The organism is Pseudomonas sp. B2021, assembly GCF_018135665.1.
Taxonomy (GTDB): domain Bacteria; phylum Pseudomonadota; class Gammaproteobacteria; order Pseudomonadales; family Pseudomonadaceae; genus Aquipseudomonas; species Aquipseudomonas lactis.
Window position 1 is genome coordinate 5074774 of record NZ_SMOF01000001.1, and the last position, 14805, is coordinate 5089578.

The 14805-nt window shown below is 59.1% G+C and carries 16 protein-coding genes and 1 tRNA gene; 7 read left to right on the forward strand and 10 right to left on the reverse strand.

Translation table 11 applies throughout. From position 1 onward, the window contains the following. Positions 1 to 97: 97 nt before the first annotated feature. From secF to queA, 5 genes are all read right to left on the reverse strand, one after another. On the reverse strand, positions 98 to 1012 hold the full coding sequence (gene secF / locus E1K68_RS22835; protein WP_003194024.1) for a protein translocase subunit SecF: 915 nt from the start codon (positions 1010 to 1012) through the stop codon (positions 98 to 100). A 9-nt stretch (positions 1013 to 1021) separates the two neighbouring features. Beyond that, on the reverse strand, positions 1022 to 2890 hold the full coding sequence (gene secD / locus E1K68_RS22840) for a protein translocase subunit SecD (protein ID WP_003194025.1): 1869 nt from the start codon (positions 2888 to 2890) through the stop codon (positions 1022 to 1024). Between the two features lie 62 nt (positions 2891 to 2952). Continuing rightward, positions 2953 to 3291 carry a preprotein translocase subunit YajC gene (gene yajC / locus E1K68_RS22845; RefSeq protein ID WP_003175975.1) on the reverse strand — a complete coding sequence of 113 codons (339 nt, stop codon included), beginning with the start codon at positions 3289 to 3291 and terminating at the stop codon, positions 2953 to 2955. A 43-nt stretch (positions 3292 to 3334) separates the two neighbouring features. Further along, positions 3335 to 4450 carry a tRNA guanosine(34) transglycosylase Tgt gene (tgt, locus tag E1K68_RS22850; RefSeq protein WP_164692241.1) on the reverse strand — a complete coding sequence of 372 codons (1116 nt, stop codon included), beginning with the start codon at positions 4448 to 4450 and terminating at the stop codon, positions 3335 to 3337. 5 nt (positions 4451 to 4455) lie between these two features. Beyond that, entirely contained in the window at positions 4456 to 5505 is a 1050-nt protein-coding gene (gene queA, locus E1K68_RS22855; RefSeq protein WP_212614691.1) for a tRNA preQ1(34) S-adenosylmethionine ribosyltransferase-isomerase QueA, read from the reverse strand. 108 nt (positions 5506 to 5613) lie between these two features. Between queA and E1K68_RS22860 the strand changes: the two genes are divergently transcribed. Next, positions 5614 to 5698: transfer RNA gene (locus E1K68_RS22860), tRNA-Leu, on the forward strand. 83 nt (positions 5699 to 5781) lie between these two features. Continuing rightward, positions 5782 to 6111 carry a hypothetical protein gene (locus E1K68_RS22865; protein ID WP_057710520.1) on the forward strand — a complete coding sequence of 110 codons (330 nt, stop codon included), beginning with the start codon at positions 5782 to 5784 and terminating at the stop codon, positions 6109 to 6111. Between the two features lie 7 nt (positions 6112 to 6118). On the opposite strand, the gene E1K68_RS22870 is transcribed toward E1K68_RS22865, so the two are convergent. Beyond that, positions 6119 to 6754 carry a LysE family translocator gene (locus E1K68_RS22870; RefSeq protein ID WP_038451453.1) on the reverse strand — a complete coding sequence of 212 codons (636 nt, stop codon included), beginning with the start codon at positions 6752 to 6754 and terminating at the stop codon, positions 6119 to 6121. Between the two features lie 155 nt (positions 6755 to 6909). Here E1K68_RS22870 and E1K68_RS22875 point away from each other — a divergent pair, with 155 nt between their 5' ends. Continuing rightward, positions 6910 to 7281, forward strand: coding sequence for a PH domain-containing protein (locus E1K68_RS22875; protein ID WP_003194030.1), 372 nt, complete (start codon positions 6910 to 6912; stop codon positions 7279 to 7281). A gap of 152 nt (positions 7282 to 7433) precedes the next feature. On the opposite strand, the gene E1K68_RS22880 is transcribed toward E1K68_RS22875, so the two are convergent. From E1K68_RS22880 to E1K68_RS22895, 4 genes are all read right to left on the reverse strand, one after another. Continuing rightward, positions 7434 to 7667, reverse strand: a complete 234-nt coding sequence (locus tag E1K68_RS22880; protein WP_057710522.1) for a hypothetical protein — start codon at positions 7665 to 7667, stop codon at positions 7434 to 7436. After that, positions 7664 to 7858: a T6SS effector amidase Tae4 family protein gene (locus E1K68_RS22885; RefSeq protein WP_235369362.1), complete on the reverse strand. Its 195-nt coding sequence runs from the start codon at positions 7856 to 7858 to the stop codon at positions 7664 to 7666. Before E1K68_RS22885 ends, E1K68_RS22880 begins: the two co-directional genes overlap by 4 nt. Positions 7859 to 8059: 201 nt before the next feature. Then, entirely contained in the window at positions 8060 to 8434 is a 375-nt protein-coding gene (locus tag E1K68_RS22890) for a cytochrome c family protein (protein ID WP_003194031.1), read from the reverse strand. 30 nt (positions 8435 to 8464) lie between these two features. Next, positions 8465 to 8896 carry a VOC family protein gene (locus E1K68_RS22895; RefSeq protein ID WP_003194032.1) on the reverse strand — a complete coding sequence of 144 codons (432 nt, stop codon included), beginning with the start codon at positions 8894 to 8896 and terminating at the stop codon, positions 8465 to 8467. A gap of 163 nt (positions 8897 to 9059) precedes the next feature. On the opposite strand from E1K68_RS22895, the gene E1K68_RS22900 reads away from it, so the two are divergent. The 4 genes from E1K68_RS22900 to E1K68_RS22915 all read left to right on the forward strand — a co-directional run bounded on the left by E1K68_RS22900 (position 9060) and on the right by E1K68_RS22915 (position 14764). Beyond that, the gene (locus E1K68_RS22900) at positions 9060 to 9422 is read left to right on the forward strand and encodes a response regulator (RefSeq protein WP_003194033.1); all 363 of its coding nucleotides are present in this window, start codon (positions 9060 to 9062) and stop codon (positions 9420 to 9422) included. Between the two features lie 212 nt (positions 9423 to 9634). After that, the gene (locus tag E1K68_RS22905) at positions 9635 to 10249 is read left to right on the forward strand and encodes a biliverdin-producing heme oxygenase (protein WP_003194034.1); all 615 of its coding nucleotides are present in this window, start codon (positions 9635 to 9637) and stop codon (positions 10247 to 10249) included. Next, positions 10246 to 12474 (forward strand): ATP-binding protein, encoded by a 2229-nt coding sequence (locus E1K68_RS22910; protein WP_212614692.1) that lies wholly within the window; start codon positions 10246 to 10248, stop codon positions 12472 to 12474. Before E1K68_RS22905 ends, E1K68_RS22910 begins: the two co-directional genes overlap by 4 nt. 388 nt (positions 12475 to 12862) lie before the next feature. Continuing rightward, positions 12863 to 14764, forward strand: a complete 1902-nt coding sequence (locus E1K68_RS22915; RefSeq protein ID WP_212614693.1) for an alkaline phosphatase D family protein — start codon at positions 12863 to 12865, stop codon at positions 14762 to 14764. Positions 14765 to 14805 lie beyond the last annotated feature (41 nt).

Genomic DNA, 14805 nt, shown 5'->3' on the forward strand with positions numbered 1-14805 from the left:
ACCGAAAGATCCGCGCTATACCCAGCCTTGGAGCAAAAAAAAAGGCGCGAGTTCAATACTCGCGCCTTTCTTGTAACAGCGGATCAACAAGCGCCCATCAAGGACGGTCGTCGACCTCCTTGTCGGTAGCGGCAGGAGGGATCAAGTCTTCGCTGTTGAGGTTCAGCCAGATCAGCACCACGTTGGCGATGTAGATCGACGAGTAGGTACCCGCCAGAACGCCGATAAACAGCGCCAGGGAGAAGCCCCACAGGTTGTCGCCGCCGAAGATCATCAGCGCAGCAATCGCCAGCAAGGTGGAGATCGACGTCGCCATGGTCCGCAGCAGGGTCTGGGTGGTGGAGATGTTGATGTTCTCGATCAACGTCGCCTTGCGCAGTACACGGAAGTTCTCACGAACTCGGTCGAATACCACGATGGTGTCGTTGAGCGAGTAACCAATGATCGCCAGCACAGCTGCCAATACGGTCAGGTCGAAGGTGATCTGGAAGTAGGCCAGGATACCCACGGTGACGACCACGTCGTGGATCAGCGACACAATGGCGCCGACACCGAACTTCCACTGAAAGCGGAACGCCAGGTAGATCATGATGCCGACCAGCGCCATCAGCATGCCGAGGCCGCCCTGGTCGCGCAGTTCTTCACCCACTTGCGGGCCGACGAACTCGACGCGCTTGACCGACGCAGGGTTATCGCCGCCGACCTTTTGCAAGGCCTCGGCTACCTGGTGACCCAGTTGCGGGTCTTCGCCAGGCATACGCACCAGCAGGTCGGTGGTGGCACCAAAGCTCTGTACCACGGCTTCGTGATAGCCGGCCTTGACCAGCTCGCTGCGCACCAGGGTAACGTCGGCCGGCTTCTCGTAGGTCAGCTCGATGAGCGTACCGCCGGTGAAGTCCAGGCCGTAGTTCAGACCCTTATGGAACCAGCTGAACAACGCCAGAACGGTAAGGAGCACGGTGACGCCGAACGCAACGTTGCGAACGCCCATGAAGTTGATTGTACGTAACATGGCAGCCCCTTAAATCCACAACTTCTTGAAGTCACGCCCGCCAAAGATCAGGTTGACCATTGCGCGGGTCACCATGATGGCCGTGAACATCGAGGTAAAGATCCCGAGGGACATGGTCACCGCAAAGCCTTTCACCGGGCCTGTGCCCATGGCGAAGAGAATCCCGCCGACCAACAGCGTGGTCAGGTTGGAGTCGAGGATCGCGGTAAATGCCCGGCCGAAGCCTTCGTTGATTGCACGCTGCACGGTCATGCCGGCGGCGATCTCTTCACGAATCCGCGAGAAGATCAGCACGTTGGCGTCCACCGCCATACCCATGGTGAGTACGATACCGGCGATACCTGGCAGGGTCAGTGTGGCGCCCAGCAACGACATAAGCGCCAGCAGCATCACCATGTTGCCCGCCAGGGCGACAGTCGCGATCACACCAAAGAAGCGGTAGATGGCGATGATGAACAGCGACACGAACAACATGCCCCACAGCGCCGCATCGACACCCTTGGTGATGTTGTCGGCACCCAGGCTCGGGCCAATGGTACGCTCTTCAGCGAAGTACATCGGTGCAGCCAGGCCACCGGCACGCAGCAGCAACGCCAGCTCGGACGACTCGCCCTGGCCGTTCAGGCCAGTGATACGGAACTGAGCACCCAGCGGCGACTGGATGGTCGCCAGGCTGATGATCTTCTTCTCTTCCTTGAAGGTCTGCACCGGCACGTCTTTCTCGACGCCGTTGACCATCTGCTTGGTGTAGGTGGTCACCGGGCGCTGCTCGATGAAGATCACTGCCATGCTGCGACCGACGTTGCTGCGCGTGGCGCGGCTCATCAGTTCGCCGCCATGGCCATCCAGGCGGATGTTCACTTCAGGCGTACCGTGCTCGCCGAAACCGGCCTTGGCGTCGGTCACCTGGTCACCGGTGATGATCAAACCACGCTCGATCAACGCAGGAGGACGGTTGCCTTCACGGAATTCGAACTCTTCGGAAGTGGCACGCGTAGCGCCTGGATCTGCCGCGAGACGGAACTCCAGGTTGGCGGTCTTGCCGAGGATACGCTTGGCTTCAGCGGTGTCCTGTACGCCCGGCAACTCAACCACGATACGGTTGGCGCCCTGGCGCTGCACGATCGGCTCGGCCACACCCAGCTCGTTGACGCGGTTACGCACCGTGGTCAAGTTCTGCTTGATGGAGTATTCGCGGATTTCGGCGATCTTGGCCGGGCTCATCGCCAGACGCAGTACCGCTTGACCATTGAGGTCGGCAGGCACGATGTCGAAATCATTGAAGTTCTTGCGGATCAGCGCACGGGCCTGTTCGCGGGACGCTTCGTCAGCAAAGCCCAGCTGAATGGCACCGTTGAGCTGCGGCAGGCTGCGATAGCGCAGCTTCTCTTTGCGCAGCAGGCTCTTCACGTCGCCTTCGTAGACTTTCAGACGTGCGTCCAGGGCCTTGTCCATGTCGACTTCCAGCAGGAAGTGCACACCACCGGACAAGTCCAGACCCAGCTTCATCGGGTGCGCGCCAATGCTGCGCAGCCATTGTGGCGTGGTCTGGGCCAGGTTGAGCGCGACAACGTAGTCATCACCCATGGCCTTGCGTACGACATCTTTGGCCGGCAATTGGTCTTCTTGCTTGGTGAGGCGCAACAAGCCGCCTTTGGAACCAGCTGCCAAGGTTGCCGCTTTAACCTGGATACCCGCGTCGTTGAGCGCTTTGCTCGCACGGTCCAGATCAGCCTGATTGACCTGCAGCGAAGTGCTGGCGCCAGAGATCTGGATCGCCGGGTCATCAGGATAGAGATTGGGAGCGGAATAAATAAAGCCGATCGCCAGCACCGCCAGGATCAGTACGTATTTCCACAGAGGGTATTTGTTCAGCATCACGCCGCCCGCTTATAACGCGGGGCGCCTTGCGCGCCCCGTCGATTGGTAAAGGTTGTTACTTAGATCGCTTTGAGCGTGCCTTTAGGCAGCGTGGCGGCGATGGCGCCCTTCTGGAACTTCATTTCCACGGTGTCGGAGACTTCCAGTACCACGAAAGCATCGGAAACCTTGGTGATCTTGCCGGCGATGCCGCCAGTGGTCACGACTTCGTCGCCTTTTTGCAGGCTGCCCAGCAGGTTTTTCTGCTCTTTGGCGCGCTTGGCCTGTGGACGCCAGATCATCAGGTAGAAGATGACCAGGAAGCCGACCAGGAAAATCCACTCGAAACCACCGCCCATAGGGCCGGCAGCAGCAGGCGCAGCGGCGTCAGCCATGGCGTTAGAGATAAAAAAGCTCATTTAGCACTCCAGTTGCAAATAGTGAATCTTAGGGTCGGAAAACTCAGTCCAAGGGCGGCACAGGGAGGCCACGCTTGGCATAGAAGGCATCGACGAAGGCGGCCAATGTACCCTGTTGAATAGCCTCGCGCAAACCAGCCATCAGGACTTGGTAGTGACGCAAATTGTGGATGGTATTCAACATGCTACCCAGCATTTCCCCGCACTTGTCCAGATGGTGCAGATAAGCACGGGAGAAGTTCTGGCAGGTGTAGCAGTCACAGGTAGGATCCAGCGGCGAATCATCATGGCGATGGAACGCGTTACGGATCTTCAGCACGCCTGTATCGATGAACAGATGCCCATTGCGGGCATTACGGGTTGGCATCACGCAATCGAACATGTCCACACCGCGGCGCACACCCTCTACGAGATCTTCCGGTTTGCCAACGCCCATAAGGTAACGAGGTTTGTCTGCGGGCATCAGGCCTGGCAGATAATCCAGCACCTTGATCATTTCGTGCTTGGGCTCGCCCACCGACAAACCGCCGATGGCCAGGCCGTCAAAGCCGATCTTGTCGAGGCCTTCCAACGAGCGTTTGCGCAGGCTTTCATGCATGCCGCCCTGGACAATACCGAACAGCGCCGCCGTGTTATCGCCATGGGCGTTCTTCGAACGCTGGGCCCAGCGCAGCGACAACTCCATGGAAATACGCGCCACTTCTTCATCAGCCGGGTACGGCGTGCACTCGTCGAAAATCATCACGATGTCCGAACCCAGGTCGCGCTGTACCTGCATCGACTCTTCCGGGCCCATGAACACTTTGGCGCCGTCGACCGGCGAGGCGAAGGTCACGCCCTCTTCCTTGATCTTGCGCATGGCGCCCAGGCTGAACACCTGGAAACCACCGGAGTCGGTGAGGATCGGGCCTTGCCACTTCATGAAGTCATGCAGGTCGCCATGCTTCTTGATCACTTCCGTGCCCGGGCGCAGCCACAGGTGGAAGGTATTGCCGAGGATGATTTCGGCGCCAGTGGCGACGATGTCGCGCGGCAACATGCCCTTGACGGTGCCGTAGGTGCCGACCGGCATGAACGCCGGGGTCTCCACGGTGCCGCGCGGGAAGGTCAGGCGACCACGACGGGCTTTGCCGTCGGTGGCCAACAATTCAAACGACATACGACTCATAGTTGTTCCTCTGGGCCGCGCGGCGCCGGGTTACGGGTGATAAACATCGCATCACCGTAGCTGAAAAAACGGTACTCGTTAGCGATGGCGGCCTGGTAGGCAGCCATGGTTTGCGGGTAACCGGCAAATGCCGACACCAGCATCAATAGCGTGGATTCGGGCAAATGGAAGTTGGTGACCAGGCAATCGACCACATGAAAAGGTCGCCCTGGAAAAATGAAGATATCGGTGTCGCCACTGAACGGTTTGAGCACGCCATCACGTGCTGCGCTCTCCAGCGAACGCACGCTGGTGGTGCCCACGGCCACCACTCGACCGCCCCGCGCCTTGCACGCCGCCACCGCATCCACTACATCCTGGCTGACTTCCAGCCATTCGCTGTGCATATGGTGGTCTTCGATGTTATCCACACGTACCGGCTGAAACGTACCGGCCCCCACATGCAGGGTTACATAGGCGGTGTCGACGCCCTTGGCGGCAATCGCATCCAGCAGTGGCTGGTCGAAGTGCAACCCGGCGGTCGGGGCGGCGACGGCGCCGAGGCGCTGTGAGTACACGGTCTGATAACGCTCGCGGTCCGCGTCTTCGTCGGGGCGGTCTATATAAGGAGGCAACGGCATATGGCCGACACGCTCCAACAGCGGCAACACCTCTTCAGCAAACTTGAGCTCGAACAAGGCATCGTGGCGCGCGACCATCTCGGCTTCGCCACCGCCCTCGATCAGGATGCTCGACCCCGGTTTGGGCGACTTGCTGGAGCGCACATGGGCCAGCACGCGGTGGCTGTCCAGCACCCGCTCCACCAGAATTTCCAGCTTGCCGCCGGAAGCCTTCTGGCCAAACAGCCGCGCCGGAATCACCCGGGTATTGTTGAAAACCATCAGATCGCCTGGGCGCAAATGCTCAAGCAAATCAGTGAATTGACGGTGTGCGAGGGCACCGCTGGGCCCGTCCAGGGTCAGCAGTCGACTGGCGCGACGCTCGGCCAAAGGGTGGCGAGCGATCAGCGAATCAGGGAGCTCAAAAGTAAAGTCAGCAACGCGCATGATGGGGTTCGTCTAGCAGGGCCGGGAAGTCTAGCGGAAATAGTGAAAATAGACCATGAAACGTGATTGACCAACGGTAATCTCATCTCTATACTTCGCCGCCATTGAGCCCTGATGGCGGAATTGGTAGACGCGGCGGATTCAAAATCCGTTTTCGAAAGGAGTGGGAGTTCGAGTCTCCCTCGGGGCACCATCTTAAAAAAAGACCTTGAAATTCAAGGTCTTTTTTTTCGCCTGCAAAAAAGTGCCAGGCGTGGCAGTGGAGGGAGCGGGACCATGGAGTTGACGCTTGAAGCGGTTGCGTTGTTTGCATTGAAGCTGGTGCATGAGACTGACGACGGTAGCCCGTTGCTGCGCGATGATCCCGTGATGGAGGGCTATGATCGCGAGGTGTTTGGGTTGTTGGTGCGCCAGGGAAACCTGGCCGAGATCCAAGTGAAGCTCGATGAATGCCTGTATCTGGCACTCGACACCCTGGGTGGCGCCGATACCGTCATGGGTCGCGAGTTGCAGCGGCTCGCAGCGGACGTGCGCGAAGCACAGACCCTGGAAACACTCGACGCCCCGCTCCACGCACTCAAGGATTACCTGAAAGCCATCCTGTGACGTGGACTCACTTGCGCCCTTCCACCGCCATCCGCACCGCCAAGCCCATCAATACCGACCCCATCAGCCAGCGCTGCAGCACCTGCCAACCCGGCCGGGTGACGAAGAACACCGCGATGGAACCCGCCATGCAGGCAATCACCGCGTTGACGCTCACGCTGATAAGAATCTGCAGGGAGCCCAGCGCCAGGGATTGCACCAGCACACTGCCATGACCGTTCGGGTCGATGAACTGGGGCAGCAACGACAAATACATCACCGCCACTTTGGGATTGAGCAAGTTGGTGACCAAGCCCATGGTCACCAACTTGCGCGGGCTGTCCTTGGGCAAGTCGCGCACCTGGAATGGCGAGCGCCCACCCGGCTTGACCGCCTGCCAGGCCAGGTACACCAGATACAACGCCCCGCCGAGCCGCAGCGCGTCGTAGGCAAACGGCACAGCCATCACCAACGCCGTGATACCCAGCGCCGCGCACACCATATACACCACAAACCCCAGCGCCACCCCACCCAGGGAAATCAACCCGGCCGTGCGCCCCTGGCAGATGGAGCGGGAAATGAGGTAGATCATGTTCGGCCCCGGTGTCAGTACCATGCCGAGTGAAATCAGGCCGTAGGCGAGCAAGCTGGATATATCAGGCATGGATTGGCTCCTGTTTTTTATGCTACCAGCGTGAAACCCTTCGCCGACATGGTCGTGTTGAGCGTCATGCTAGGGGCTTGAAGGCCCAGGCGTTAGATACAGATCCGCAAGCAAAACGTCATACACCGGCGGCACCCCTTACCCAGGACAGGCACATGATCGACTTCAACAACAAAGGCTTCTTCAAACTCAAGCAAAACAACGAATACGCCGAACGCGTAGCAGCCCTGCTGCTGGACGGCGAAGAAGTGGTCGACGCCTACAAGGCCATGCGCGACGGCGTCGTGTTCACCACTAAACGCATCATCGCGGTTAACGTGCAGGGGATTACCGGCAGCAAGAAGGACTTCACCTCATTGCCGTACAAGAACATCGTGGCGTACTCGGTGGAAACTTCAGGGTCGTTTGACTTGGATTCGGAGTTGGAGATTTATTTTTCGTCGTTGGGGAAGGTAAAATTTGAATTCACCGGCAAGACCTCGATCGTGGAAATCTCCCGGCTGATTTCCAAGCACCTGCTGAGTTGATCCGCAGGCACAAAAAAGACCTTGGTGCTTCAAGGTCTTTTTTATTGCGGCTCAACTGATACACATCGCTCAAAATGTGGGAGCTGGCTTGCCTGCGATGCCCTTTAAGGAAAAATCACAGCCGCTGATTCACTTAATACTCGGACACATTTTCATTCCCGCCACCTACTCAAACGCCTGCAATACCAAACCGCCCCACTGAACGCTGCTCCCAAAACCACAACCCCATTCCCAACCAACCAAAGCCCAAAATTCCTGCTCTGATCCGCATCCCCTTGATAAAACGGCCCAAAATACGCAGACACGACCACCACCAAACCGTTAAACACTCCGAGCGCCACTACAACCACCCCGACGACAAACACCACGCCCTTAATCAACTTCATATGACCTTCCAAAACCAGATCTCCCTGGACTCGTGATAGTCCGAGAACGTCCCCTCAATCGAAAACCCCAGCTGGATACGCGGATAACTCAGCCAATCCGTCAACCGCCGTCCATTCCAAAGGTCAATGTGGTCACCGCTGCGATTGCCAAACGTCTCATTCCCTCGGCGCCAAAAAACTTTGAAAAAGATATACCTTGAGCCGAACCCAGCTCAATGTGGGAGCGGGCTTGCTCGCGAATGCTTTGTATCAGTCACCTATTCAGTCACCGGCCCACCGCTTTCGCGAGCAAGCCCGCTCCCACAAGGGGCTGCGTTTAACTGACGGGCATGAAGGCAAGCCCCCCGCCTCTGATCGCGTTGTGCCCGGTGGTAGCCGTCAGCCTGGGCGCCTCACTTGGGCTGGAATGTCGCTAAGTACGCCAGGATATTTTCAATCTTCTCTTGGTCACTGATCCCCCAGAAGATCATCCGCGTGCCACTGACCACCGACTTCGGGTCTTCAATGTAGGCCGCCAGTTTTTCCCGCGTCCACACCACGCCCGAGTTCTTCATCGCATCCGAATACTGGTAGTCCGTGGTGGTACCGGCAGGCCGGCCAATGATGCCGTTCAGTTCCGGGCCAAAACCACCCCGCGCACCCTCACCAATGCTGTGGCAGCCGCCGCAGGTCTTGGAGAAGAGTTTGCCGCCCGCCTCGGCGTCGCCCGCAGCGAGCGCGGGGGCAGCGATAACGGTGAGGGCGAGGGTCAATAACACATACTTCATTCAGGTCTCCCTATCGGCTGTTGCCTTGGATTATGCCTGTTCGACCGGCCTTTCCCCCAGCCGCTGCACCAGGCGCACCAGATAACCGTTCGGGTCTTGCACGATGAACTGGCGTTGCCCGGCCTCCACGTCACCGGCTCGGTACCAGGCGTCTTCTACATTGCGGAACAATGGCCAGCCGATTTGCGCCAACCGTAGCAGGATAGGCTCGACGGCGGGCACATCGATTTGCAGGTTGATGCCGCGCCCGAACGGTGGCTGCAACGGTGCGGTCAGCCACTGGCCGGCATCGGGGTCGTATTGTTCGAGCATGATTTGCGCGCCGTGCAGGTCGAGGTAGGCAAAGCCTTCTTCAGCGCGCTGATAGGCAATGGCGAAGCCTAACTGGTCGACCCAGAATGCGAGGCTGGCGCTGAGGTGCGTGACGATCAGTTCAGGCACGAGTGGGTTACGGTTGAACATGGCATTCCTTGGACGACAGGGTGGCGTTCACCTTAACGGATTGTCGTGCCCATGGCTCACAAGTGACCAAACGACCACCCATCGCTTAAAAAACATCCAATCGAACCTATATACCCAACCCCTACTCCACCTTACTGAACCCCCTGATGGTGGAGTAAGGATCATGGCTCAGCCATCGATTTTGGTATTGGAAGACGACGAGATCATTCGGGCGTTGATGGTAGATGTGCTGGAAGACTTTGGTGCGGTGGTGACATCGTTTGCATCGGCAGACGAAGGGATGATTTACCTGGAGCGCGGCGATGACCCGGTGGATTTGATTGTCAGTGATATTCAAATGCCCGGCTTGCTCAATGGTTATGACTTGAGCCGTGTGGTCGCCCACCGCTGGCCTGAAGTACAAGTAGTGCTGACCTCAGGTAATACGAAAATCGCCGCCGAGTTGGGCAGTTCCGTGCGGTTTCTGCCCAAGCCCTGGAGTACCGACCACTTGCTTGAGTGCGTGCAGACAGCATTGACGCACTAGGGCCTGCCCCTGCGTGGATAGCAGCGCGATATCATTTCAACCGAACTTGAGGGCCAGTTCTGCGGTCATGTAAGGTGCAGGGAGCGACTTTTCTGATCCGCTGGTCAGCCTTTTCGCTTCTGCGTTCAGCTGACGACAATGAGTTGTGTAGAATCGTCGCCCATTTTCACGCGTCATTCATGGCCGACAGGCCCACAGTTCGAGCTCATTGAATGCATTCACAGGCCCATGACGTTAGTGCGCCCTCCTTGTTGGAAACGTTGCGCACGGGCACGGGCCTGCTGCATGTGGCGTTGGAACAGCGCCTGCCGTTTTTTTCCGAGCGCCTGGATGCCCAGTGGTATCGGCGCCTGCTGCAAGCGTACTACGGCTTTTATCAGCCGATGGAAGCGGCGCTGTATGACAGCGGTTTGATTCCCGATGGATATGAGCCTGTGTTGCGTGTGAAAACGCCAACACTGGTCCATGACCTGCACGCACTCGGCCTGACTGACCACGCCATCCATGCCCTGCCTCGCTGTACCCAACTCCCCGTATTAAACACGCCGGCTGCGTGTCTCGGCGCCCTGTATGTGCTGGAAGGCGCCACCCTGGGTGGCCAAGTGCTGCGCCGGGAAATGGCCCTGCGCCTGGATGTGAACGCCGACAACGGCGGTGCCTTTCTCAATGTATACGGCGCCGAGACCGGACGGCGCTGGAAAGATTTCCTCGATTATCTGAGCCGCCAGCCACTGGATACAGATGCCGCCGCGCGCGCGGTGATGGCGGCCCGTTCGACATTCAGCGGCTTTGAGCAATGGCTCGACAGCCAGGAGGTATTGCTATGAAACCCGAAGATTTTGAAGAGCTGCTTGCCAACTGCGCCGACGAACCCATTCGTTTTCCGGGGGCCATCCAGCCCCACGGCGTGCTGCTGACTTTGTCGGAACCTGGCCTGAACATTATTCAGGTAAGTGCCAACGTCGGTACGTTGTTCGGCCACGCCCCCGAGGCGCTGTTGGATCAACCGTTGCACAGATTGATTGGCGAGGAGTACGCCCAGGCCGTGCGAACCATGGCCGAGGACAGCGCATTCCTGGACTCGCCGCCCCTGCTGATCACCTTCAAGGGTGAGCAGTTCGAAGGCCTGTTGCATCGCCACCAGGGCGTGTTAGTGCTGGAATTCGAACCACGGCTCAAGGATTTCAAACCCCGAGCGCACAATGGCCGCACCAGCGATCTGGGCAAGATGCTGCACCGCCTGCAATCGGCAAAGACCTTGGAGGCGCTCTACGCCATCACCGTCAACGAAATCCAGGCCATGACCGGTTATGACCGGGTGCTCATCTATCGCTTCGAAGAGGAAGGCCATGGCCAGGTGATCGCGGAGGCCTCGGCGCCGTCAATGGAATTGTTCAACGGGCTGTTCTTCCCCGCGTCCGACATCCCCGAGCAGGCTCGGGAGCTGTATCGCACCAACTGGCTACGGATCATCCCGAATGCGTCCTACGAACCGGTACCGCTGGTGCCCAAATTGCGCCCGGACACCGGGCAGCCCCTGGACCTGAGCTTCGCCACCCTGCGCAGCGTGTCGCCGATTCACTGCCAGTACATGCAGAACATGGGCGTGTTGTCGTCCATGAGTATTTCGTTGATGAAGGGCGACAAACTCTGGGGCCTGATCAGCTGCGGCAACCGTGAGCCGCTGCTGGTACCTAATGACCTGCGCATGGCCTGCCAGACCATCGGCCAGGTGCTGTCATTGCAGATCAGTGCCATGGAGGCCCTGGAGCTGACCCGCCAGCGCGACGAGAAAGTCCAAGCGCTGGCGCTGCTGGACCTGGCGATGAAAGCCTCTGCCAATAACGTCTTCGACGGCCTGGCCCAACAAGGCCGAATGCTGATGGACCTGACCCTCTCCGGCGGCGTGGCGATCATCGAAGATAAACAACTGCACCGCTACGGCAATTGCCCGGAACCGGCGCAGATACGCGCGCTGCACAAGTGGTTGCAGGGCCACGGCGCACCGGTATTTTCCAGCCATAATCTGACCTCGGTTTATCCGCCTGCCGCCGAGTATCAGGGCGTGGCCAGCGGTGTGCTTGCCATGAGCTTGCCCAAGCCTGTGGATAACGGCGTGTTGTGGTTTCGCCCGGAAGTCAAAAAGAACATCCACTGGAGTGGCGACCCGAACAAGCCGCTGAACCTGGAAACATCCGACGCGGGCATGCGCCTTCGCCCACGCACCTCGTTTGAAATCTGGAAAGTGGAAATGGCTGGTATCTCCACCAAGTGGAGCCATGGCGACCTGTTTGCCGCCAACGATTTGCGCCGCTCGGCCCTGGAGAACGATCTGTCCCGGCAGGTGCTGCGCGAGCAACAAGCGGTACGGGCGCGGGACGAACTGGTGGCGGTGGTTTCTCACGACCTGCGTAACCCGATGACGGTCATCTCCATGCTGTGCGGCATGATGCAAAAAGCCTTCAGCTCCGATGGCCCACACACCTCACGCCGTATCTCTTCCGCGATCGACACCATGCAACAGGCCGCCGGGCGCATGAATGTGTTGCTGGAAGACTTGCTCGACACCTCGAAGATCGAGGCCGGGCGCTATGTGGTCAAGCCGGTGGCGCTGGACGTCAGCCAGATCTTTGAAGAGGCGTATTCGTTGCTGGCCCCACTGGCCTCGGAAAAAGGCATCGACCTGTCGTTCAATGTCGAGCCCGGCCTGCAGATCAAGGCCGACCCGGAGCGCTTGTTCCAGGTGCTGTCGAACCTGATCGGCAATGCGATCAAGTTCACCCCTCGCCAAGGCAACATCGGCATCAGCGCCATGAGCAACGGTGAGGAGATTGTATTTTCGGTGCGCGACTCCGGTGAAGGCATTGCGCCGGACGATTTGCCCCATGTGTTCGATCGCTATTGGACCCAGACTGAAAACAACCCCACCGGCAGCGGACTGGGACTGTATATCACACAGGGGATTGTCCAAGCCCATGGTGGGCGCATCGAGGCCGAAAGTGAGTTGGGGTGCGGTAGTGAGTTCAGGTTTACGGTGCCAAAGCCCGCCTGAAACGCGACCTCTCTCTAAACCCAACATGCGGATACCTTTGGCCGGGAACGAACAATCCGGCCAATGCCACTGAAACAGTGCGCACTCAAAGGGAGTATTGATGCGGAAACAATCCTCCATTTGAGTAAGGGGTTCACCATGATCATCAGCCACGCCTTTTACACCTATTACGCCCACCAAAACGCGCAAACCCAGCAGGCGGTCGTCAAGCCTTCACCCCACACAAACAGCCAGACCGAACCGCCACCGCGGCCAAGGCGCCCCTCCATGGACGCCCTCGGACAGGGCCGACTGACCTGACTAACATCCGACGCTGCACTGCGTTGACAAAACACCGACATCCACTGCGCTACTCTTTACGATCTATTTCGTGTGAGCCACTCCGTCGATGCTTCAACCCGACACTTTGCCCGCGGTCATTGCGGGCCCCCTCCTAAGGCGCCTGGAGCCGCAGCGCCTGGTTATCTGGTTGGTGGGCAGCCGTACGCTGCCAATGTCCTTGACGCTGCAATTACCCTCGGGCGAGGCGCTGGATATCCTGCTCGATGCGACGCACTGTCAAGTCGTACCCGTAGGGCGCCATGCCTTTATCCACCTGATCGACGTAGCCCTGAGCCACGCCATGCCGCAGGACGAAATCATCGGTTACGACCTGTTGATCGACGGCCTCGGCATTGCACAGTGGGCACCGCACTTGCTGTATGGCGACGCGACTACGCCAAGCTTCGTGCTGCATAGCCGCATCCATCACTTGGTGCATGGCTCGTGCCGCAAACCCCACCACCGTGCCGACGAAGGCTTGCTGTGTGTCGACCGTCTGTTGGCGGACGCCCGCACACCGCTCGAACGCCCAGCCTTGTTGATGATGAATGGCGACCAGATCTACGCCGACGACGTCGCAGGGCCCATGCTGCGGGCCATTCATGGGCTGATTACGCGCCTGGGCCTGTTCGATGAGTACCTGGAGGGCGCGGTGGTGAGCGACAGCCCCAGCCTTTATGGGCATCGCGCCAGCTACTACCACCGGGCCGACCTGCTTCCCGCACTGGACAGTAACGAGACCTTGCGCGAACGCTTTTTCGGCGGCGTGAAGAAACCAATCTTCACCAGCAGCACCGCCGACAATCACCTGGTGACCTTTGCCGAAGTGATCGCGATGTACCTGCTGGCCTGGTCGCCGACACCCTGGGCACTGATCACGCCAGAACCGCCGCCGCTGAGCGCGCAAGAACAGCAACGCTACGCCCGCGAACAGGTTCATATCGACCAGTTCCGCGACGGCCTGCCTGGGGTGGCGCGGGTATTCGCGCACCTGTCAACGTTGATGATGTTCGACGATCACGACATCACCGACGACTGGAACCTCAGCGCCCAGTGGGAAGAAACCGCCTACGGCCACCCCTTCTCCAAGCGCATCATCGGCAATGCCTTGCTGGCGTATCTGCTATGCCAAGGCTGGGGCAACCAGCCTCAGGTGTTTGGCGAACTGCTGGACCAGACCCAGGCACTGACCGGCCAGGTACAGGCCAATCATCTCGACGCGACGGCGCAAGACGCGTTGCTGGAGGCCTTGCTGAAATTCCAGCAGTGGCACTACGTATTGCCCACCACCCCGGCGCTGGTGGTACTCGACACCCGCACCCGACGCTGGCGCAGCGAATTTACCCTCAAGCAACCTTCCGGCCTGCTGGACTGGGAGGCCTTGAGCGAGCTGCAACAAGCCCTACTGGATCACCCTTCAGCCATCATTGTCTCGCCCGCGCCGGTCTTTGGCGTCAAGCTGATCGAGACGGTGCAAAAGGTCTTCAGTTGGTGCGGTTTTCCCCTGCTGGTGGACGCGGAGAACTGGATGGCCCACCGCGGCGCCGCACAGGTGATTCTGAATATCTTCCGCCACTCGCGCACACCGGGTAACTACGTGATCCTCTCCGGCGATGTGCATTACTCGTTTGTCTACCAAGTGCTGATCCGCCACCGCAACGGCGGCCCCAAGATCTGGCAAATCACCAGCAGCGGCATCAAGAACGAGTTCCCGCCGCGCTTGCTGGAATGGTTCGACCGCCTCAACCGCTGGCTCTACTCCCCGCGTTCGCCGCTCAACTGGTTTACCCGCCGGCGCACCATGCAGGTGGTGCCCTATATTCCCGAGCACGCCGAAGCGGGCGAACGGCTGTGGAACTCGGCAGGCATTGGCCAGGTGTTTTTCAATGAGCAGGGCCAACCGCAGGCCATTTACCAGCACAACGCGGATGGAAGGCCTCGGACAAAGATGATGGCGCCAGAAAAATAGCGTTTCGCCACTCGTCAAAAGCAGCACACCTGCCCTATTCA